This window comes from Streptomyces globisporus C-1027 (genome assembly GCF_000261345.2).
Classification (GTDB): Bacteria; Actinomycetota; Actinomycetes; order Streptomycetales; family Streptomycetaceae; genus Streptomyces; species Streptomyces pakalii.
The window spans coordinates 2,669,263-2,689,562 of sequence record NZ_CP013738.1 but is presented as its reverse complement, the minus strand read 5'-3'; the positions used below and the strand labels follow the sequence as shown (position 1 = coordinate 2,689,562).

Below are 20,300 nucleotides of genomic sequence, written 5' to 3'. Positions count from 1 at the left end.
CACCGGTTGCTGACATCCGGTGCTGACACCGGGTGCGGACATCTGCGCTGACATTCTGTGCTGACACGGACAACCGGGTCTGGCGTGGCGTGTGTTACCCCCGATAAGTTCACGGCGACTGTTGTGAACCAAGGGGAGCGTGCATGCGCAAGTCACTCACAGGGGTTCTCTCGCTCGCCGTGCTCATAGGCACGGTCGGAGCCACGGGGGCCTCGGCCGGTGCGGCCACCGCCGCGGAACCGGCCGCGAAGAGCAGCGGAACCGCCCTCGGCGGCGAAGCGAGCGCCGAGGACATCAAGGACCGCATCCTGGCGATCCCGGGCATGAGCCTGATCGAGGAGAAGCCGTACGCGGGCTACCGCTACTTCGTCCTCAACTACACCCAGCCGGTCGACCACCGGCGCCCGTCCAAGGGCACGTTCCAGCAGCGCATCACCGTGCTGCACAAGGACGTCTCCCGCCCGACGGTCTTCTCCACCAGCGGCTACAACGTCTCGACCAACCCCAGCCGCAGCGAGCCGACGCAGATCATCGACGGCAACCAGGTCTCCCTGGAGTACCGCTTCTTCACCCCGTCGCGCCCCGCCCCGGCCGACTGGTCGAAGCTGGACATCTGGCAGGCCGCCAGTGACCAGCACCGGGTGTTCACGGCGCTGAAGAAGATCTACGGCAAGAAGTGGCTGGCCACCGGCGGGTCCAAGGGCGGTATGACCGCCACGTACTTCGAGCGCTTCTACCCGAAGGACATGGACGGCGTCGTCGCCTACGTCGCGCCCAACGACGTCAACAACGACGAGGACTCGGCGTACGACCGGTTCTTCCGCAACGTCGGCACCAAGGAGTGCCGCGACAAGCTGGCCGGCGTCCAGCGCGAGGCGCTGATCCGGCGGGCCCCGCTCCAGAAGAAGTACAAGGAGCAGGCCGCCGCCAACGGCTGGACCTTCAACACCATCGGCTCCATGGACCGCGCCTACGAGGCCACGGTCATGGACTACGGGTGGGCGTTCTGGCAGTACAGCCTGCTCGCCGACTGCGTGGACATCCCGGCCGACGCGAAGAAGGCCACGGACGACGACATCTGGAGCACCGTCGACTCCATCTCCGGCTTCTCCGCCTACGCCGACCAGGGCCTGGAGACGTACACCCCGTACTACTACCAGGCGGGCACCCAGCTCGGATCGCCCGACATCAAGCAGCCCTGGCTCGGCAACCTGAGCCGCTACGGCTACCAGCCCCCGCGCAACTTCGTGCCCCGCTCCATCCCGATGAAGTTCGACCGGGGCGCCATGCGGGACATCGACAGCTGGGTCAAGCACAACGCCCGGCGGATGATGTACGTCAACGGCGAGAACGACCCGTGGAGCGCGGAGCCGTTCCGCCTCGGCCGCGGCGCGAAGGACAGCGCCGTGTACACCGTTCCCGGCGGCAACCACGGCGCCCGGGTCTCCGGTCTCCCCGAGGCCCAGCGGGCCAAGGCCACCGCCGACATCCTGCGCTGGGCGGGCGTCGCCCCGGCGGCCGTCGAGAACGACCCGGCGAAGGCGAAGCCGCTGGCGAAGTTCGACACCAGGCTGGACCAGCGCAACGGCGAGGTCGAGCGCGACGAGGCCACGCTGCGCCCGTAGCCGCCCGTAGCCGCCCGTAGCCGCCCGTAGCCGCCCGTAGCCGCCCGTAGCCGCTCGTAGCCACTCGCAGCCGATCCTCCCGGGCCGCGCCCGTCGGTCACCGTCACCATCCGGTGGACCGGCGGGCGCAGCCCACCGGCTTCTCCCCGCGCAGGGAGACGAACAGGTCCGTGTCGTCCGGGCATTGGGCCCGCCGCCGCACCGCCGACTCCACCCGGTAGCGCGGGGCACGGCCGCCCGCGTCCGCGCAGGCGGTCTCCGTGACCTCGCCCGCGCGGGATGCGGTGACGCAGTCGCCGACGACGGTCAGCGGTCCGCCGCCCTGTCCCGGGTCGCCCGGGTGCGGGGGCTCCAGGTTCCGCATGCAGGCGTAACCGGTCGTGAGCCGGGAACGGGCCCCGGTGCCCGTCTCGGAGACATGCAGGACGAAGTCGGTGGCGTCCGGGCAGGGCGGGCCCGACGACGGGGTGCCGAGGTGCCGGGCGAGGACGGTGGCCGCCGCCTTCTCGCTGCGGCAGAACACCTCCCGGATCACCGGGCCCCGCGAACTGCAGTCCCCGGGGCCGAGGAACACCACGCCGTACGGGGACGGGGCGGGTGGGGCGGGGACGGGCCCCCGGTCGTCGGTGGCCGTTCCGCCCGGGGCCTCGCAGGCCGTCGTCAGCAGGAGCGCGACCACGAAGGCGGCCACGGCCAGGAGCACGCGGGCCGCCAGGAGCACGCGGGCCGCCAGGACCACGCGGGCCGGTAACGGGGCGGGCCGTCGGCTCCGGGCCCCCGAGGACATGCGCTCATCCATGAAAACCCCCCAACACGTCCTCAAAGACGTACACCTGGCGTGGCCCGCCGGAGCGGGGCCACGCCAGATGCGGGGGCGCTTTGCGTCGATCACCGGAGGCCGGTGCCGTCCGGTCGCCGTAGGGCTAGTACGACAGCCCGTGGCCCACCGGGTACAGCACCTGCGTCGGGTCGTCCGCGTGCTGCACCGGAACCGGCAGGGTGCCCTCCGGCTCGGCGCGGCCCGCGATCACCCGGGCCGCGGCGCGCAGTTCGACGTCGGTCCAGGAGTACGCGGCGAGGCTCGCCGCGACGCCGGTCCCGGTGAGGTGGGCGACGTCGTACGGGTTGCGGATCGCGACGGTGACGACGGGGACGCCGGTCGCCACGAGCGCGGTCACCAGCGTGCGCTGCGAGCTGCTCGCCGTGACGTTGTACGTCGCGACGACCACCGCGTCCTTGCCCTCGGCGGCGGCGACCGCCTCGTCGATCTTCGCCTGGTTCGGGGCCGTACCGGTCGACAACGCCCGTGCGCTGAAGCCCAGTTCACCGAAGGCGTGGGCCAGGGTGCCGGTCGGTGGGCCCGTCGTCCCGGAGGGGGAGGCCGGATCGGCCCCCACCACCAGCAGGTTGCGGTGGCTGCGCCGGGAGAGCGGCAGCAGCGATCCCGGGTCGGCGAGCAGGGTCGTCGTGCGCTCGGCGATCCGGTCGGCGGCGGCCCGGTGCGCGCGGCTGCCGACCGTGCGCTCGACGCCCCGGTGGCTCACGAACGGGTCCCGGAACAGTCCGAGTCCGCTCTTCAGCCGCAGGATGCGCAGGATCGACTCCTCGATCCGCTCCTCGCTGATCTCGCCGCCGCGGACCGCCTCCAGTACGGCGTTCCAGGCGACGGAGAGGTTCGGCGGGTTCAGCAGCTGGTCCACGCCCGCCAGCAGCGCGAGGACCGGAACGCGGTCGTCGCCGTACTTCGTGCGCACCCCCTCCATGCCGAGCGAGTCGGTGACCACCACCCCGTCGTAGCCCAGCTCCTCGCGGAGGATGCCGGTGAGGATCGGCCGGGAGAGCGTGGCCGGGTCCTCGGACGCATCGAGGGCCGGGACCACGATGTGCGCGGTCATGATCGAGTCGATCCGGGCCCGGATCGCGGCGCGGAACGGCGGGGCGTCCAGCTCCTCCCACTGGGCCCGGGTGTGGTTGATGACGGGCAGCCCGGTGTGGCTGTCGGTGTTCGTGTCGCCGTGGCCGGGGAAGTGTTTGGCGGTCGACGCGACGCCCGCGCCCTGGTAGCCCTTCACCTGCGCCGCGACCAGGTCGGCCACCGCGTCGGGGTCGGAGCCGAAGGACCGTACGCCGATGACGGGGTTGGCCGGGTTGACGTTGACGTCGGCGTCCGGCGCGTAGTTCTGGTTGATGCCGAGCGCGGCCAGCTCCGCACCCGCGATCCAGGCAGCCCGCCGGGTGTCGGAGCGCGAGCCGCCCGCGCCGAGGGCCATCGCGCCCGGCAGCAGCGTGGCGGGTTCGCCGACCCGGCAGACGATGCCGTGCTCCTGGTCGGTGGAGACGAGCAGCGGGACCCGGTGGCGCTCGGCGAGCGCGGCGCGCTGGAGTCCGTTGGAGAGATCGGCGATCTGGTGCGGGTCGCGGGTGTTGCGCGCCCAGGTGAAGTAGATGATGCCGCCGACGTGGTACGTGGAGATCAGCTCGGCGCCGGTACGGACCCCGATCTCCTTGAGGTTCGCGTCGATGTCGGCCTGGTCCGGGTCGGTGGCGGAGTGCCCGTAGACCCGCATCACGAAGAGCTGGCCGACCTTCTCCTCCAGGCTCATCCCGGCGATGATCCGCCGCAGCCGGCGGTCGGTGGAGGCGTTCGTGGAGTGCGCGGAGGCGACGGCGGGCGGGGTGAGGGCGCCGGTCGCCGCGGCGGCGGTGACGGCCGCTGTGGCGGTGAGGAGGGTGCGTCTTGAGGTGCGGTGGGGCACGTGAGCTCCTTCCCGGGGTGAAAGAAACTTCCAAGGAAGTACGCTTATAGGGAAAATAACTTCCGGTCAAGAGGCCGTGCCGGGGCCGGGAGTGACGTGCCGCCAGAAGAGTGGGACGGGTGGGAAGGGTGGGTTACGGGAAGGCGGCGGCCGGACCCGCCTCACGCCAGCCCGGCCGCCGCACCGTGGTCCCGCAGCGCGTCCACCGCCGCCGTGATCGCCGGACGCCGCGCCGCCTCCGTACACCACAGCACGTACAGCCGCCGCTCCGGCACCGGGTCCAGACGCACCGCCACCACCCCGTCCGGGAGCGGCCCCCGCCCCAGCCGGGGCATCATCGCGATTCCCAGACCGGCGGCCACCAGGGCCAGTTGGGTGTGGTTCTCCTCCGCCCGCTGCCGGATGCCGGGCTCGTGCCCCGCCGTGCGCAGCGTCCGCACCAGCCAGTCGTGGCACACCGTCCCCGGCGGGCAGATCCACCGCTCGCGCGCCAGCTCCTCGCGCCGCACCCCGTCCCGCCCGGCCAGCGCATGCCCCTCGGGGACCAGCAGATCGCACCGGTCGAGCCCGATCACCGGCTGGGCCAGGCCCTCCGGGGCGGGCAGCGGGGCGATGTCCCCGTCGTGCGCCACGGCCGGATCGACGACCCCCTTCGCCGCGAGGTCCACCGACAGGTGCGGATCCACCTCGTCCAGCCGGACGTCCAGCGCCGGATGCTCCCGGTCCAGCTCGGCCCGTACCCCGCCTCGTCCGTGGCGCCCTTCACCCTGCTCGTCCCGGTCTTCGGGATGCCCTCGGCGGCGCTCGCGCCCGGCGAGGACGTGAGCCCGCCGCGCTGGTGTGCGGCGGAGCCGCTGGGGGGCGGGGTGGCGCTGACCTCGGGCGTCGGGCTGCGGACCACGGCGCCCCGTCCGGGGCCGGAGGCCGGGGCCGGTGCCGCGACGGCCGGTGCCGCTGTGGCGGTCGCCGGCTCCGCTACTGCTTCGGGGCCCCGAGCCGCAGCAGGTGCTCGCGTCCGGCGGCCAGCAGACCCGGCAGCTCCGCCGCCCCCGGGTGCCAGCGCTTCTCGTACTCCCAGCACACCCACGTGTCCGGACCTGCCCCGTCCAGGCACTCCGCGAGCGGCAGCACCCCGGAGCCCAGCGGCAGCGGAGTGAGGTCCTCGGCGGAAGCGACGTCCTTCACCTGGACGTAGCCCAGGTGCGGGGCGAGCACCGCATGACTGGCCGCCGGCTCCTCACCGGCCAGCCAGGTGTGCAGCACGTCCCAGATCGCCCCGACCCGGGGGTGCCCGACCGTCGCGACGACCCGGGCGACGTCGAGGCCCGCACGGTGCGAGTCATGGGTCTCCAGCAGGATGGTCACGCCCATGTCGGCCGCTGCCGGGGCCGCCGCGCCGAGCCGCCGGGCGGCCGCCGCGTCGGCCTCCGCCTGCTCCTGGTCGCCGCCGCCGGGGAAGACCCGGACGTAGGACGCGCCCAGGTCCCGGGCGAGCTTCACCAGCTCGGACAGCTCCGCGAGGACCGGCTCGTCGTCCCCTTCCGCGGCCACCTGGACGTACCCGGCGAGGGTCAGGATCTCCACCCCGCCCGCCTTGAACGCCTCGACCACGTCGGCCCGTTCCAGCGACGAGAGCCCCAGGTGCACGGGCTCCTCGGGGTGGACGCGCAGCTCCACGCCCTGGTAGCCGTTGCCGGCGGCGAGCCGGACGACCTCGGCGACCGGCGTCCCCGGCACCCCGAGGGTGGAGAAAGCGAGCTTCATCGTGCGTGTCCTTCCCTTGGTGCTGACGCCCCGCTCCTGCCCGCCGGGCCGGTGGCTACTCCCGGGTGTCGGCCGCCTCAGCCGGCGCCCCGCAGCAGTCGCTCCAGGCTACCCAGCAGTCGCAGCGCGTCCTCACGCTGCGCGCCCGCCAGCGTGTGCCCGGCCAGGACCGTACGCTCCTCGGCCTCCCGCACCCGCTCCGGGGTGATCACCCGCAGGGCTGCGGCAGCCTGCCGGGCGAACATCGCGAGCAGGTCCAGCTCCCGTACCCCCGACCGGGCCTGCGGGGAGGGGTCCAGCACCTCCAGGACGCCCAGGACCCGGGCGTCGCTGATGAGCGGGGCCGCCATCAGGGCGTTCGGGACGTACGCGGTCGACTCCGCCAGCGAGCGGTCGAAGGACGGATCGGCGCTCAGGTCGTCGACCACCATCGGCTCCCCGGAGGTCGCCACCCACCCGGCGATCCCGCGCCCGGCCGGGAACCGGCGGCCCACGAGGAACTCCTCGCCCTGCCCGGACACGGCCTGGAAGACCAGCTCGTCCGCCTCCTCGTCGAGCAGGAACACCGAACTGGCCTCGGCCCCGAAGATGGCACGGGCCACATCGACGACCGACTGGAGCAGCTCGCTGCGCGGCGCGTCGGCGACCGTGGCGGTGGAGGAGAAGGCGGCGGCGGAATCAGTTCTCGGAGTCATCACGGGTATCTCCTGCCGGAGTGGAGGAAGCGGGAGGGGAAGAAGGACGCGGCGCGTGGCGCACGTTGGCCGCGGAGAGATAGAGGGCGTTCTTGAGCTGGAAGGCCGTCATCCGCGGATGCGCGGACAGGACGCGGGCGCAGAGCCCGGCGACGTACGGCGTGGCGAAGCTGTTCCCCGTGGTGCGGATCGTCCGGCCGCCCAGCCAGGGCACCGTCACGTTCTGGCCCGGCCCGAAGAACTCCACCGGAGGGTCGGGGTTGTACAGGTGCAGTTCGGGATCGTCCTCCTGGTGGCTGCCCACCGAGATCACGGAGGCGAACCGCCAGGGGAAGCTCTCCACCGGGGTGTTGTGCGCCGAGGCCACGATCACCGTACGGGCGAAGTAGGCGCTGTCCGCCAGGCTGTGCAGCTCCTGCGCGAACCGGGTGCGGGTCGTCGACAGGCTGAGGTTGACCACGTCGAACCGCTGCTCCACCGCCCAGCGCAGCCCGGCCATCAGGATGTCGCCGGTGCCGGAGAACCGCTCGCCGAGCACCCGCACACTGTGGATCTCGCACTCCGGGGCGGTCCGGCGGATGATGCCCGCGCACGCGGTGCCGTGGCCGCAGGTGTCTCCGGTCGTGGTCGGCTCGACGGTGATCCGGCCGCTCTCCCCGTCCTTGACGACCACCCAGGAGCCGGCCAGCGGGCCGACCAGCGGATGGTCGCGCTCCACACCCGAGTCCACGACGCACACGCGGACACCGCGCCCGGTGGCGGGCCCGGCCGGGCGGCCCAGCGGCGGCCCGGCGTCCGCCAGCACCGGTACGTCGTCGGGGCCGCGCCCGCGCAGACTCCAGGTCAGACCCTGCCCCGGGCCCGTACGCACCCCGGTCCGTGCCGGTTCCGCCGGTGCCTGTGCCGGTTCCGTGGTCGTCATCGGTCAGCTCCTCTCCCTCGTCGTGGCCACCGGCAGGGGCGGGCGCGCGAGGAACCCGGAGACCCGGCGGAACCCCGGCAGATGCCCCTTGCCGGTGAAGTGCACCGCGGCCGCCCCGGCCGCTGCTGCTGCCTCCGGAAGCCGGCCCAGAGCGGCGAGCGTGTGCGCCCGGTCCAGTTCGGCCGTCGCCTGCACCAGCGGGGAATCGGTGAGCAGTGACGCCCGCACCGCCCGCGCCGCGAGCACGGCCGCCTCCTCGGGCCGGTCCCGTGCCGTCAGCCGGGCCCGCAGCCCCGCCAGATCCACCGCGTCCGCCCGGCTCAGCCCCGACGCGTCGCCGATGCCCGCCAGGTGCCCGGCCGCCCGGTCCTCCCGGCCCTCGTCCAGCTCCAGGCGGGCCGCGTCCAGTGCCACCGCCGTCCGCATCCCGGCCGCCCCGGTGCGCCGGGCCGCCGCGTCCGCCCGGCCGAGCAGGTCCAGCGCGGCGGCGCTCCGGCCGGACAGCGCCTCCACCGTCGCCCGGAACATCGGCAGGAAGACCTCCGCCTCGGCGAACCCGAGCTTCCCGGCCAGCCGCTCCGCCTCGGCCAGGCAGCCGTGCGCGTCCTCGGCCGCGTCCTGGAGCGCGTACAGCACCGCCAAGGGGCAGTTGAGCGTGACCCGGACCGTGGGGCGGCCCGCGCCGTGCGCCGCCAGCAGGGTCCGGCAGCGGATCACCGCGGCGGGCACCGGGACCGGCCCGCGCCACAGGGAGATGCCGATCGCGCCGAGCGCCCCGGCCCGTTCCGGCTCCGCACCGGCCAGCACCGCGTGCTCCAGGGCCCGCGCCTGGTCACGCTCCGCCTCCTCGTGCCGCCCGGACCGCTGGAACTGCTGGGCGAGCCGCAGATGGGCCCGCGCCCGGCCGACCGAGTCCCCGGCCGCCTCGAACACCGGGAGCACGGTACGGGCCACGGCGGCGGGGCCGGGTCCGGGGCCGCCCGGGTCCAGCACCGCGAGCGCCAGGCGGGCGTGCGCGGCCTCCACCGGATCGGCCGCCATCTCCCTTACCTGAAGCAGCAGTTCGGCACCCTCCGCGGTGCGGCCGAGCGCCACCCGCACCTCGCCGAGCCGCCGGGTCGCCGCCGGGTCACCGGGTCGCAGGTCCACCGCCCGCTCCAGCAGGCCGTGCGCCCAGTGCAGGTCGGACCGGGCGGCGGCCTGCGCCCCGGCCCGGCCCAGCGCGGCGGCGGCCCGGTCGCGCAGCCGCCGGGCCCGGTCGTCCAGCAGGCCCAGCTCGGCGCGGTAGCGGTAGGCCCGCTCCAGATGGCCCCCGACCGCACCGTCGCCGCCGCGCAGCACGCTGGGCAACTCGGCGGCCCAGGCGTGCCGTTCGGCCTTGGCCCGCTTGGACAGCGAGGCGTACGCGACCTCGTGCACGAGTCCGCTGCTGAACCGGTACGCCGCCTCGGCCGCCCGGTCTCCGGGGGCACCCGACTCGACCAGCCGGCGGCGGGCCAGTGCCTCCAACGCCCCGTCCACGAAACGCCGTTGCGCTGCGGTCCCGTGGCCCTCCGCGGCCCGTACGGACAGCTGGAGCCGGACCAGTTCCGGTGCGGTGAACTCCCGGCCGATCACGGCGGCCAGGTCCACCACATCGCGCTCCGCCCGGGCGAGCGCACCGATCCGTGCGCCCAGCAGGGCCTGGAGCGTGGGCGGCAACTCCTCGTCGGCCGCCCCGCTCCCGGCGTCCGTCCGGTCACCGACCAGGAGCTGTTCCAGGTAGAGCGGGTTGCCCCCGGCCCGCGCCAGGAGCAGATCGTTGCCGGGTGGCGTGTCCCCGGCGGGCCGGGCGTCGTCGCAGGGCCCGCCGCCCGGCCCGGCGAGAACGGCGGCGAGCCGGGCCGCCTCCTCGTACGGCAACCCCGTCAGCTGGAGCAACGGCCCCGCACCGGCCGGCGGTTCGCCGTCCTCGCCAGGACCGTCCGGCCGCCCGGCGCAGAGCACCAGCACACCCGCGCACCCCGAACCGTCCGTCAGCCGGTGCGCCGTGCGGACCAGCAGCGGGGCCGCCGCGTGCCAGTCGTCCAGCACCAGGACGGCCGGGCGGACGCGGGCCACCCGTTCCAGGACCGTCGTCAGGGCCGCGCACATGTCCTCGAATGGCGCATTCGGCGCACCGTCGCTCAGCAGACCCCCGGACAGCAGCGCCATCGCGTCGTCGACCGCCAGTCCGTCGGCAGCCTCCTGCGCGCCTTCCGCAGGGTCCGTCGCGGCCAGCAGGGAACGCACCGCGTCGGCCAGCGGCGCCAGGGTGCCGTGGTCCCCGTAACTGCGGCACCGCCCCGCCCCGTACGCAAGCCCGCCGGACGCCGAACGCCCCGCCAGCCACTCCCGTACCAGCCGGGTCTTCCCGATCCCCGCCTCCCCGGTGACCCGCAGCAGCCCGGCCGCGCCCTCGCGCACCGCCCGCTCCAGCGCGGTGTCCAGCGCCCGCCGCTCGGCGTCCCGCCCGACGAAGGGGACGTCGAAACGGCGCAGCAGCTCGGGGTCGTCCGCGCCCAGCGCGAGCAGCCGGTGGGCCTCGACGCTGTCCCGCTTGCCCTTCAGCCGCAGTGGCCCGGTGGGCTCGGCGGTCACCGTCGGACCGGCGGCGAGCAGCGTCCCGGGGCCGATCAGGATCTCGCCCCGGCCCGCGTTCTGCTCCAGCCGGGCCGCGATGTTCACGGTCTCCCCGGAGACCAGCGCCTGCCGGGCGGTCCGGTCCGAACCCGCCACCACCTGACCGGTGTTGACTCCGATCCGGATGGCCAGCTCGATGCCGAGGGTGGCGGTCAGCTCCTCGTTCAGCCGGGCCAGCGCCCGGCGCATCCCGAGCGCCGCCGCCAGGGCTCGACGGGCGTCGTCGTCCCGGACCACCGGGACGCCGAACACCGCCATCACCGCGTCCCCGATGAACTTCTCCGGGGTGCCGCCCCGCGCAACGATCTCCGCGCTCATCGCCTCGAAGTACCGCAGGGTCACCGAGCGCAGCGTCTCCGGGTCGAGCACGCCGGACAGGGCGGTGGACCCGACGAGATCGCAGAACAGCACGGTCACCGGCTTGCGTTCGTCACCGGGCGGGGGAGCGGCGGCCGGTCCGGCCCCGATGACCGCGACGGCAGGGGCGGTCGCGGCGGTCCCGGCGGTCGCGCACGGCGTCCCGCAGGACGAGCAGAACCGGGCCGTCGGCGGCAGGTCCTGCTGGCACGAGAGGCAGTTCATCAGGGGTCCTTCTCTCCGGGATGTCGGGCTCTCCGGGATGTCGGGCGGGTACGGGGCCCGGCGGCGGTGATCGCGGCGCCGGGCCCGTACCGCCGACCGGCCGGAACCGGGTCGGGCCGGGGTCAGAACAGCGCGCCCCCGGCGATCTCGCCGTGCGCCTGGACCTCCGGCCCCACGGCGTCCAGCCGGCTCTTCACATCGAGCAGGAGCGCCAGCTCCTCGGGAGTCAGCCCGCTCAGCACCTCGCGCTGCTCCTCGGTGAGCAGGTCGACGGGGAAGCCCGCCTCGTACAACGCGTCGGGCAGCGGCGGGCGTTCGCCGTTCTCGGGTGGTCCGGTCATGGTGTGACTCCCATCGGTGAGACAGGTCCGGCTCCCCGCGGCGACGGCGCCGGCGCGGAGCGCCCGAGCCGGACGAACAGCCGGGTGAGCGCGTCGAGGGAGTGCAGGGCACTGACGGCCACGGCCGCTTCCCGGTCCCGGCCGAGCGGCAGCCGGTCCAGCAGCCCGTACAGCTCGTCCAGATGCTCCGTGTCGAGCACCGAGTGCTCCCGTACGGTCCGCAGGGCGGCGGCGGGCAGCCCGGTGCGCCGGGCGATGCGGTCGGTGAGGCCGGGGGCGGGCGCATAGCCCTCCAGCACGGCGATGTAGCCGAGCAGGGCCACCGGGTGGTGGTGCTCGATCCAGTAGTACTGGGCCCCGACGAGCGAGGCGATCAGGGGAGGGGGCAGCGGGCCGAGCGCGTCCTCGGGCGCGCCGCCGGCCGCCCGGAGGTCCTCCAGCAGCCAGGCATCGTGGCCCTCCTCCTCCCGGATGTGCTCCGCCAGATACGCGGCGAGCGGCGTCGCGAGCGGATCACCGGAACCGGCCCGTGCACGGACACGGTCGAGAGCCAGCTCCATCAGCGGGACGGAGGCCCGGATGACGGCGTGCATGGTGCACAGATATGTCCGGTAGCGAGGCAACAGCCCGTCGGCGCGCCACATGTGGTGGGTCGCGCCCCGGAACTCGGGCTCCAGCAGCAGGAGTTTGGTCCGCAGCCGGGCGGCGGCCCCGGTGCTCACCGGACGTCCCGTTCGTCGGTCTCCGGCAGGGCCGGCCCGCCTGCCACCACCAAGGGCGCGTACGCCGCGCAGCCGTGGCGCCGCACGATGCCCTGCGCCCCCTCCCGCGAGCCGCGCAGCGCGGCCGTCAGATCCAGCAGCGCACCCGCCGCACCGCCCGCCACCGCCTGCGCCCCGGCCGCCACCGCCTCGTCGCCGCCCAGCGCCCGGCAGCCGTCGCAGTAGGAGTCCGGCCGGGGGCCGGAACCGTACCGGGCGGCCAGATGCGTCGGCCCGACCGTGCGGAGCATGCGCAGCACCGGGGATTCCAGCGCCCGCCGGCGTACGGTCGCCCAGTCGTCCTCCGCGATATGGCCGAGGTCCAGATGGGGCGGTACGGGCCGGCGGTCCACGGTGTCCTGGTTGCAGCAGGCCACCACCCGGCCGTCGAACGCGACCACCGGCCAGGCGGCCATCGGGCACGGGGACGCCGCGGCGGGGTCGGGTCCGGTGCGGGCCGCCCGCGCCCAGGAAGCGGCCCGGCCGAACGGCCGCACCTCGTTGACCAGGCACGGCACTTGGCCGTCGAACTCCTTCTCCACAGCCCGCGTCAGGTCGGCGAGGTACGGGTCCGAGGCTCCCGTCCCGGTGAGGTGGAGGCTCACGGCCACCCCCTCCTCCCGGACGAGGTGCAGGGCGCGGAACACATCGGCCCGGGGGACCTCGCGTTCGTGGTGGATGTCGAGCGAGGCCGAGAAGTGGTCGACGGAGCGGATCGCCCGCAGGACGGCGGGCGGAATCGCTCCGCTGCGCCTGCCCGGGAAGGCCCCGCCCCGTCTGACCCGGGAAGCCCCGCCCCGGCTGCCCGGAAGAGCCCCGCTCCGGGCGAAGAACATGCCGCTCAGCAGTGCCGTACGGGATCCGGCGTTCCGCGCCAGGGCGCTCAGCCGCTCGGCGAGCGCGGGCAGGAGCAGCGGCTCCCCGCCGGTGAGCATGACCACGTCCGGCCGGTTCTCCGCCGTGAACGAGCCCACGAAGCGCTCCAGTTGGCCGGCGTCCGGCTCCTGGCGGGTGAAGAGGTCCGACCCGGTCGAGCAGTGCGCGCAGCTCAGCGGGCAGCGCCGGGTGAGGCCGAGCAGCAGACCTGCGGCGGGAAAGGGCCGCCGTGCGACGAGTTCGGCGAGTTCCATGCGGGCCGCCTCCTTCGGGGCCGGGGCGCGTCGGGCGCGTACCCAGGCTGTGGGCCGGCGGTTCGAGGACGGTCCGAAGGCGCTTCGGCAGCGGTATGGGCCCAGGTCGCAGCGGGTTCCCGGGGTGGTGACCGGCCCCGCCGGGGGTGCTCCGTCCGCCGCGAGCTGGCCCGATACCGCTGCCATACCGGGGGCGAAGCGATCGCCAGGCCCGGCTTCCTAACGTTCTCGGCAACGGCAGGCACCGGCCCGCCGCACCGGACACCGGAGGAATTCCCCCGGGCGTTCCGGTCCCGCAGTGACGAGTGGATGGAGATCACCATGTCCGAGAACACGAAGCCGGCCGGCGACGAGACCAACGAGACCCCCGAGGTCGAGGCGCACTCCGTGCTGGACCTCCAGGAGACGTCCGTCAACGCCGACCGCGACATCATCGCGCCGCCCGGCAACTGCATCAGCGTGCTCAGCGTCGTCGAGAACTGATCTCGCCCGCCGCACACCGCATTTCCGCCACACCGCATTTCCGTCACACCGCTTTCCCGCATACCGCGTTCCGCCTATCCCGTGGATGGAGATCACCATGTCCGAGAACACGAAGCCGGCCGGCGACGAGACCAACGAGACCCCCGAGGTCGAGGCGCACTCCGTCCTGGACCTCCAGGAGACGTCCGTCCAGGGCGGCGACACGACCGACGGCAACTGCATCAGCGTGCTGAGCGTCGTCGAGCAGCAGCGCTGAACTGAGCGCTGAACCCACCGGGCCGTGCGCCGCGGCGGGACGAGGCCGAGACCTCGCCCCTGCGGCGCCCGGCCGGCGGACAGGCGGTACGGGGCGGCTCCGCGAGCGACGGGAGCCGCCCCGCCGCGCTTGTCCCCCATCTCATGTCCGTATGCCGATCTCCGGGAGCCTGCCGATGGCCACGCCCCTCCGCTCCAACCGGGACTTCCGGCTGCTCTGGATGAGCGGCCTGTTCGCCGTTCTGGGCAGCCAGATGAGCGCCCTAGCGCTGCCCCTGCTCATCCTCAAGGAGACCGGCTCCGCCGTGCAGGCCGGCACCGTGGGGACCGTCTCCATCTGCGCCGTGCTGATCACGATGCTGCCCGGCGGGGTCATGGCCGACCGGGTCGAACGCCGGCGGCTGATGCGGCTGTGCGACGGGGGAAGCCTGCTCGCGGTCACCGCCCTGACCGTCGCCGTGTGGAACGGCCACGCCCCCATGGTGCTCGTCCTGCTGGTCGCCACCGCCGGAGCCGTGCTGAACAGCGTCTACGCCCCCGCCGCCTTCGGCCTGCTGCGCGCGGTCGTGCCGCCGGACCAGATGGGCACGGCGACCGCCCGGCTCCAGGCGCGTACCGCCACGGTCCGGCTGGTCGGCCCGCTCGTCGGCGGCGCACTCTTCGGCATCCACGAGGCGCTGCCCTTCACCGCCCAGTTCCTCGGCCTGTTCCTGTCGACCGTCTGCGTGGCCCTCGTGCGCACCCGCTCGGCCGCCCACAAGAAGGCCGGGTCGGTCTTCAGCCGCGACGAGCTGACCGCCGGACTCGGCTTCCTTTGGCAACTTCCCTACCTGCGAACGGTGTTGCTGGTCTTCGGCCTCGGCATGAACTTCGCGTTCGGCGCCCTGACCTTCACCGCGCTCGCCGTCTTCTCCGAGGGCGGCCGCTCCGGTCTCGGCGGCGGCTTCGTCATCACCTGCGTCTCGGCGGGCGCCCTCGTCGGCGCACTGCTCGCGCCCCGGCTCTCTCCCGACCGCCACATCCGGGCCCTCCTGGTCGTCACCTGCTGGAGCTGCGTCCTGACGGCCGGGGTGCTGGCCTGGCTCAGCAGCCCGCTGGTGGCGGGCCTGCTCTGCGCTGTGTGCATGGGCCTGTCGACCGTCGCCAGCATCGGGTTCCTGTCGACCCTGCTGGTCGTCACCCCCGAGGACCGGGTCGGCCGGGTGCAGAGCGCGGCCTCCTTCCTGTCGTCGATCGTCCAGCCGTTCGGCCCGCTCGCGGGTGGCGCGCTGCTGACCGCGCTCGGCCCGCGCAACGCCTTCGGCGTGGTCGGCGCGGTGCTGGCCGTCTCGGCGGCGGTCATGACGCTCGCCCCCTCCGTACGGTCCGGGGCCGTCCCGCCGCCCGCGAGCCCCGCCGCACCGGAGGCCGATGCGGAGGACTCCGACGCCCCCGGCCCGCGCGAGCCCGCAGTCCGGCCCGTCCCCGACGCCGCCGGTCCGCACCGGCCCGCGCCTCGCCCCGTCCCCGACGCCGCCGGTCCCGGCGCACTCTGAGGAGGTATCGCCGTGCCCGGCATCCAGGAGACCCAGCTGTACTGCCTCGCCGACCGCCGCTACTACGACACCCCGGCCCGGCTCCCCGACCAGGAGACCCGCTACCCCCTCGACACGGCCGAACCGCCCGCCGGGTGGCGGCGCGTGGCCGGCGGGCTGTGGACGTCCCTCCTGCCCGAGGACGGCGAACCGGCCGAACAGGGCTGGAAGATCCACGTGTCGACCGTCCCCGACGAGGCCGCCCGCACCCTCCGCGACACCGCCGCGATCTGCCTCCGGTACCGGGTCCCGTTCAAGTTCCTCCGCAGCGAGCAGGCGCTCCTGCTGATGTCGGGGAAGTACATGTCCCGGGGCAGCGCGGGGAAGTTCCTCACCCTCTACCCGCCGGACGAGACGGCTTTGACCCGGCTGCTCGACGAGCTGACCACGACCCTGTCCGGCCGCCGGGGCCCGTACATCCTGAGCGATCTGCGCATCGGCGACGCCCCCGTCTACGTGCGCTACGGCTCCTTCGTCGACCGCTGGTGCCACGACGCCCGGGGCGAGCGTGTGCCCGCCCTGCGCCACCCATCCGGCGAACTCGTCCCCGACGAACGGGGCGTGGTGTTCCGTACGCCCGCCTGGGTGAAGGTGCCCGAGCTGCTGCGGCCCCACCTCGCCGCCCGCGCCGCCGCCCGCGACGACTCCTTCCCGTACACCGTCACCGAGGCGCTCCAGTTCTCCAACGCGGGCGGCATCTACCTCGCCCGGCACCGGGAGACCGGCCACCGGGTCGTGCTGCGCGAGGCCCGTCCCCACTGCGGGCTCGACGCGGTGGGCGACGACGCCGTGACCCGGCTGGAGCGCGAGCACCGGGCCCTGACGGCGCTCGCCGGGCTCGACTGCGTACCGGAGGTGTACGGCGTACGGACCGTGTGGGAGCACCGGTTCCTGATGACGGAGTACGTGGAGGGGCCCACGCTGCTCGACGAGATCGTGGCCCGCTTCGCGCTGGTACGCGGAGCCCGCACGGCGGACGAACTCGCGCCGTACGCGGCATGGGTGGACCAGGTGACCGGCCAACTTGCCCATGCCCTGCGGGAGATCCACGGGCGGGGCCTGCGCTTCGGGGATCTGCACCCCTCCAACATCATCCTGCGGCCCGACGGCCGGCTCGCCCTCGTCGACTTCGAGTACGCCGCCGAACTCGACGACGGAAAGACCCCGTTGGCCGGAGCTCCCGGACTCCAGGCGCCGCCCGGCACCCCGGGCGCGGAGGCCGACGCCTACGCCCTGTGGGCGACCTGGCTCACCATGCTGATGCCGCTGACCGAGATGGCCTCCCACGACCGGGCCAAGGCGCTGTCGCTGGAGTCCTGGGCCCGGGAGCGCTACGGCCTCGCGCCCGACGCAGGACCCGCCCGCCCCGCCCTGCTGCGGGCGGCCGAGCGCGCCGCCGGCCGGGAGAGCGAGGTCGCCGCCCTCCTCGGCGGGCCCGTGCCCGACTGGGCCGAGCTGCGGACCCGGCTGATCGCGGGCATCCACGCGGGTGCGACACCCGAGCGCCGCGACCGGCTCTTCCCCGGCGACCCCAAGGGCTTCGCCACCGGCGGTACGGACCTGGCGCACGGGGCCGCCGGGGTCCTCTACGCCCTCCACCGCGTCGGCGCCCCGGTCCCGGCCGACTGGGCCGACTGGCTCGCGGAGACCGCCCGCCGCCGCGACCCCGCGTCCCCGGGCGGCCTCTACGACGGGCTGCCGGGCACCGCGGTGACGCTGGCCCTGCTCGGCCGCCCGAACGAGGGGCGCGAACTGTTCGCCCGGGCCGTCGAGGCCGCCCGCCCGTCCCCCTCGGCCGACCTGCTGACCGGGCGCGCGGGCACTGCGCTGGCCGCCGTCCGCCTGGCCACGGCCGGACCCGGCGCCCCGGACCCGGAGCTGGTGGACACCGCCCTGCGCACCGCCTGGGACCTCGACTGCCTGGTGCGGGGCGAGACGGTGGCGGGCGGCCCGGAGGCCCCGCCCTCGGCCGGACTGCTGCGCGGGCTCAGCGGCGCGGCGCTGCTCCATCTCGAACTGCACGCGCTCACCGGCGAGGAGTGGCTGCTGCGCGCCGCCCGCACCGCCCTGTACCGGGACTCCGGCCACTGCGTCGCGATGGACGACGGCACGGTCCAGGTCAAGGACGGCCGCCGCCACCTCCTCTACCTCGACCAGGGCAGCGGCGGCTTCGCTCTGGTCGCCCGCGCCTATCTGGCCCGGCAGGAGGCGCCCTCGCTCGCCGGAATGCTGCCGGGGGTGCGCAAGGGCTGCGGCAACGAGTTCGTGCGCGAGCCGGGGCTGTTCACCGGACGCGCCGGACTCGTCGCCACCGCCCGCCAGTTGGAGGAAGGCGGCCCGGCCGGGCCCGAGGTACTCGCCTCCGTGCGCAACCTGTCCTGGCATCTGGTCGCCGACGAGGACCGGCTGCTGGTACCCGGGTCCCGGCTGCGCCGCTGCTCCGCCGACCTGGCCACCGGGGCGGCCGGACTGCTGCTTGCCCTGCACTTCCTGGCCGGGGCGGACGCCAGCACGGACACCGACGAGGCCGCCGCCCCGGAGGGCCATGGCCCCGGGAGCGACGGCCACCGGCCGCACGATCTGCTGAAACTGCTCACCCTGGGCTGAGGACAGCGGCGGCGGGCGCGCCGGTCAGGCCGCCCGCCACCTCCTGCTCGTCCGCCTCCCCCTGCTCGCCCGCCTCCCTCTGATCACCCGCCGCCTCCTGCTCGCGCGCGAACAGGCAGAGCAGGCGCGGCACTTCGTACAGCGCGGCATGCGCGGTGACCTCACCCGCCGGGGAGGTCACCGCACCGGCGTCGATCAGCGCCTCCACGGCCCGGATCGCCGCCCGCTCCCCGCAGCCCAGCGCCACCGTGGCCCGGTCCAGGGTGAAGCACCCGTCATCGGCGAGCCCGGCCAGCCGCCCCAGCACCCACCGGTCGCCGTCGGCCAGGTCCCGCCAGCCGGACGCGATCCGGTGCCGTACGGAGACGTCCCCCGCGACCAGTTCGTCGAGGGCGGCCGACGGGTCGTCGAGCCGGTCCGCGTACTCGGCCAACGGCAGATGCCGCAGCACCGCAAGGCGCATCCCGCTCACCTCCACCGCCAGCGGCAGCCCTCCGCAGGCCCGGACGATCCGCAGCGCCGCCGCCGGGTCCGTCCGCAGCCGCCCGGCGCCGATCAGCTTCCCCAGCAGCTCCAGCGCCTCACCGTCCGCCAGCGGGGGCAGCGCGATCCGGTGCACCGGGGCGAGACCGGGCAACTGCCCCCGGGCGGTGACCAGGACGGCGCACTTCCCGGACCGGGGCAGCAACCCCCGTACGGACGCCTCGTCCGGTACGTCGTCCAGGACGACCAGCGCCCGGTGCCGGGCCTGCCACTCCTGCCAGGCCTCCGCGAGGACGGCGAGGGCACCGGCCGACGCGGGGACTTCGGCGCTCGCCCCCGACGCCCGCGCCTCCGCCACCCCGCACCACCGCCCCAGCTCCGCCAGGATCTCCGCCCGGCCGCGCGCCGTGCCGTCCTCCCCGCGCACCCGGACGTGCACGCGGCCGTCGGGGAACGGGTCGGCGAGCAGCTGGGCCGCCCGGACCGCCAGCGCCGACTTCCCCGCACCGCCCGGACCCGAGACGACCACCACGCGCTCCTCGCCTCCGCCCAACACGTCCAGCAGGTCGCGGAGTTCCTCGCGGCGGCCGGTGAACGCCCCGGTACCGGCGGGCAGCGTGACCCGGCCCGGCGTCTCCCGGGGTGCGGCGGGCCGCCGCACCTCACGCCCCCGGCCGAGCATCGAGCGGTACAGTGCCGTCATCGCCGGACTCGGCTCCAGGCCCAGCTCCCGTGCCATCAACTGCCGGTAGTCGTCGTACACCGCCAGTGCCTCGGCCTGTCGGCCGGACTGGTGCAGGGCGTTCATCCAGGCGGCGCGCAGCCGCTCCCGCAGCGGATGGCGCTCCACCAGATCCCGCAGCCCGTCCACCGCGACGGCCGCCCGGCCCAGCTCGGTCTCGGCCTCCGCCCAGTCCTCGTACACCGTCAGACATCGGGCCTCCAGCCGGTCCGCCTCGTCGGCCACCCCGGACGAGTCCCGCAGATCGTGCAGCGGCGGCCCCTCCCACAGGTCGAGCGCCTCGCGCAGCAGCCGGGCCGCGCCGGACAGATCGCCCCGCTCGGCCGCCGCCCGCCCGGCCCGGGCCAGCGACCCGAAGCGCAGGGTGTCCAGCTCACCCTCGGCGATCCGCAGCAGATAGCCCCCGCACCCGTGCACCAGCCGGTCCGTGCCGCCGTCCCCGCCCGGGCCCAGGAGGGCACGGGCGGCGCTGATGTACACCTGGAGGTTCTTGCGGGCGGTGCGGGGCGGATCGTCCGGCCACACCGCGTCGGTCAGCACATCCACCGGTACGGGGGTGTTGGGCCGGGCCAGCAGGGTGGCGAGGACCAGGCGCTGCTTGCGGGGGCCGAGCGGCAGTTCACGGCCGTCCCGCCGGGCGGTCAGCGGGCCGAGCAGGGAGAAGTGCACGGCACCGGCGGTACCGGCAGCACCGGGGACGCCGGTACGGACGGGAGGTCGGGTCATCAGCGGGCCTCCGGGAGGGGGACGGGCGGCGGACTGGACCGTACGCACGTCCGATCCTGCTGCCGCCCGGACCTCCGTACATCGGGGCCCCGCCCGCATTTTCCGCCCGGGCACCCGACCGAAACCGCCCGGCACCCCCATGTTGCCCGTTCCGGCCCCCCATGCGCCCATCCCGCATACGCGCATTCCCGCG

General features: G+C 74.8%; 15 protein-coding genes and 2 pseudogenes. 6 read left to right on the top strand and 11 right to left on the bottom strand.

Going from position 1 to position 20,300, the window contains the following annotated elements; genetic code table 11:
• Nucleotides 1-143 precede the first annotated feature (143 nt).
• Complete coding sequence (locus WQO_RS11545) at nt 144-1,625, top strand: S28 family serine protease (RefSeq protein WP_010062902.1); 1,482 nt, start codon at nt 144-146, stop codon at nt 1,623-1,625.
• A gap of 103 nt (nt 1,626-1,728) precedes the next feature.
• Here WQO_RS11545 and WQO_RS11540 read toward each other — a convergent pair whose 3' ends face one another.
• The 3 genes and pseudogenes from WQO_RS11540 to WQO_RS11530 all read right to left on the bottom strand — a co-directional run.
• Nucleotides 1,729-2,424 carry a hypothetical protein gene (locus WQO_RS11540; protein ID WP_193407183.1) on the bottom strand — a complete coding sequence of 232 codons (696 nt, stop codon included), beginning with the start codon at nt 2,422-2,424 and terminating at the stop codon, nt 1,729-1,731.
• A 124-nt stretch (nt 2,425-2,548) separates the two neighbouring features.
• Nucleotides 2,549-4,381, bottom strand: a complete 1,833-nt coding sequence (locus tag WQO_RS11535; protein ID WP_010062904.1) for a glycoside hydrolase family 3 protein — start codon at nt 4,379-4,381, stop codon at nt 2,549-2,551.
• Nucleotides 4,382-4,542: 161 nt separating this feature from the next.
• Nucleotides 4,543-5,187 (bottom strand): annotated as a pseudogene (locus tag WQO_RS11530) (LysR substrate-binding domain-containing protein); the annotation flags it as partial.
• Here WQO_RS11530 and WQO_RS36745 point away from each other — a divergent pair.
• Nucleotides 5,119-5,322: pseudogene (locus tag WQO_RS36745) on the top strand (EamA family transporter); the annotation flags it as partial. The pseudogenes WQO_RS11530 and WQO_RS36745 overlap by 69 nt on opposite strands.
• A 34-nt stretch (nt 5,323-5,356) precedes the next feature.
• Here WQO_RS36745 and WQO_RS11525 read toward each other — a convergent pair.
• The 7 genes from WQO_RS11525 to WQO_RS11495 form a co-directional block, all read right to left on the bottom strand.
• Nucleotides 5,357-6,145, bottom strand: coding sequence for a sugar phosphate isomerase/epimerase family protein (locus WQO_RS11525; protein WP_010062908.1), 789 nt, complete (start codon nt 6,143-6,145; stop codon nt 5,357-5,359).
• A 77-nt stretch (nt 6,146-6,222) separates the two neighbouring features.
• Nucleotides 6,223-6,840 (bottom strand): GAF domain-containing protein, encoded by a 618-nt coding sequence (locus WQO_RS11520; RefSeq protein ID WP_010062910.1) that lies wholly within the window; start codon nt 6,838-6,840, stop codon nt 6,223-6,225.
• Nucleotides 6,824-7,762: a S8 family peptidase gene (locus tag WQO_RS11515; protein WP_010062911.1), complete on the bottom strand. Its 939-nt coding sequence runs from the start codon at nt 7,760-7,762 to the stop codon at nt 6,824-6,826. The genes WQO_RS11520 and WQO_RS11515 overlap by 17 nt, the downstream gene beginning before the upstream one ends.
• A 3-nt stretch (nt 7,763-7,765) precedes the next feature.
• Complete coding sequence (locus tag WQO_RS11510; RefSeq protein ID WP_010062912.1) at nt 7,766-11,005, bottom strand: adenylate/guanylate cyclase domain-containing protein; 3,240 nt, start codon at nt 11,003-11,005, stop codon at nt 7,766-7,768.
• 122 nt (nt 11,006-11,127) lie between these two features.
• Nucleotides 11,128-11,346, bottom strand: coding sequence for an aroma-sacti cluster domain-containing protein (locus WQO_RS11505; RefSeq protein WP_010062913.1), 219 nt, complete (start codon nt 11,344-11,346; stop codon nt 11,128-11,130).
• On the bottom strand, nt 11,343-12,068 hold the full coding sequence (locus tag WQO_RS11500; RefSeq protein WP_010062914.1) for an iron-containing redox enzyme family protein: 726 nt from the start codon (nt 12,066-12,068) through the stop codon (nt 11,343-11,345). The genes WQO_RS11505 and WQO_RS11500 overlap by 4 nt, the downstream gene beginning before the upstream one ends.
• On the bottom strand, nt 12,065-13,237 hold the full coding sequence (locus WQO_RS11495) for a radical SAM protein (protein ID WP_010062915.1): 1,173 nt from the start codon (nt 13,235-13,237) through the stop codon (nt 12,065-12,067). Before WQO_RS11495 ends, WQO_RS11500 begins: the two co-directional genes overlap by 4 nt.
• Before the next feature lie 321 nt (nt 13,238-13,558).
• Here WQO_RS11495 and WQO_RS36385 point away from each other — a divergent pair, with 321 nt between their 5' ends.
• The 4 genes from WQO_RS36385 to lanKC all read left to right on the top strand — a co-directional run bounded on the left by WQO_RS36385 (nt 13,559) and on the right by lanKC (nt 18,156).
• Nucleotides 13,559-13,720, top strand: coding sequence for a hypothetical protein (locus WQO_RS36385; protein ID WP_164873496.1), 162 nt, complete (start codon nt 13,559-13,561; stop codon nt 13,718-13,720).
• Between the two features lie 97 nt (nt 13,721-13,817).
• Nucleotides 13,818-13,976 (top strand): hypothetical protein, encoded by a 159-nt coding sequence (locus WQO_RS36380; RefSeq protein WP_164873495.1) that lies wholly within the window; start codon nt 13,818-13,820, stop codon nt 13,974-13,976.
• A 175-nt stretch (nt 13,977-14,151) separates the two neighbouring features.
• Nucleotides 14,152-15,510 (top strand): MFS transporter, encoded by a 1,359-nt coding sequence (locus WQO_RS11490; RefSeq protein ID WP_010056551.1) that lies wholly within the window; start codon nt 14,152-14,154, stop codon nt 15,508-15,510.
• A gap of 12 nt (nt 15,511-15,522) precedes the next feature.
• Entirely contained in the window at nt 15,523-18,156 is a 2,634-nt protein-coding gene (gene lanKC / locus WQO_RS11485) for a class III lanthionine synthetase LanKC (protein WP_010056550.1), read from the top strand.
• Here the strand turns inward: lanKC and WQO_RS11480 are convergent.
• Nucleotides 18,143-20,107 carry an AfsR/SARP family transcriptional regulator gene (locus tag WQO_RS11480; RefSeq protein WP_010056549.1) on the bottom strand — a complete coding sequence of 655 codons (1,965 nt, stop codon included), beginning with the start codon at nt 20,105-20,107 and terminating at the stop codon, nt 18,143-18,145. The two genes, lanKC and WQO_RS11480, sit on opposite strands and share 14 nt — an antisense overlap.
• Nucleotides 20,108-20,300: the final 193 nt, after the last annotated feature.

Coding starts and splice junctions, on each gene's coding strand:
- WQO_RS36380 (WP_164873495.1), top strand. CDS start 13,818: ATGTCCGAGAACACGAAGCCGGCCGGCGACGAGACCAACGAGACCCCC.
- WQO_RS11490 (WP_010056551.1), top strand. CDS start 14,152: ATGGCCACGCCCCTCCGCTCCAACCGGGACTTCCGGCTGCTCTGGATG.
- WQO_RS11510 (WP_010062912.1), bottom strand. CDS start 11,005: ATGAACTGCCTCTCGTGCCAGCAGGACCTGCCGCCGACGGCCCGGTTC.
- WQO_RS11480 (WP_010056549.1), bottom strand. CDS start 20,107: ATGACCCGACCTCCCGTCCGTACCGGCGTCCCCGGTGCTGCCGGTACC.
- WQO_RS11525 (WP_010062908.1), bottom strand. CDS start 6,145: ATGAAGCTCGCTTTCTCCACCCTCGGGGTGCCGGGGACGCCGGTCGCC.
- WQO_RS11515 (WP_010062911.1), bottom strand. CDS start 7,762: ATGACGACCACGGAACCGGCACAGGCACCGGCGGAACCGGCACGGACC.
- WQO_RS11540 (WP_193407183.1), bottom strand. CDS start 2,424: ATGGATGAGCGCATGTCCTCGGGGGCCCGGAGCCGACGGCCCGCCCCG.
- WQO_RS11495 (WP_010062915.1), bottom strand. CDS start 13,237: ATGGAACTCGCCGAACTCGTCGCACGGCGGCCCTTTCCCGCCGCAGGT.
- WQO_RS36385 (WP_164873496.1), top strand. CDS start 13,559: ATGTCCGAGAACACGAAGCCGGCCGGCGACGAGACCAACGAGACCCCC.
- WQO_RS11505 (WP_010062913.1), bottom strand. CDS start 11,346: ATGACCGGACCACCCGAGAACGGCGAACGCCCGCCGCTGCCCGACGCG.
- WQO_RS11520 (WP_010062910.1), bottom strand. CDS start 6,840: ATGACTCCGAGAACTGATTCCGCCGCCGCCTTCTCCTCCACCGCCACG.
- WQO_RS11545 (WP_010062902.1), top strand. CDS start 144: ATGCGCAAGTCACTCACAGGGGTTCTCTCGCTCGCCGTGCTCATAGGC.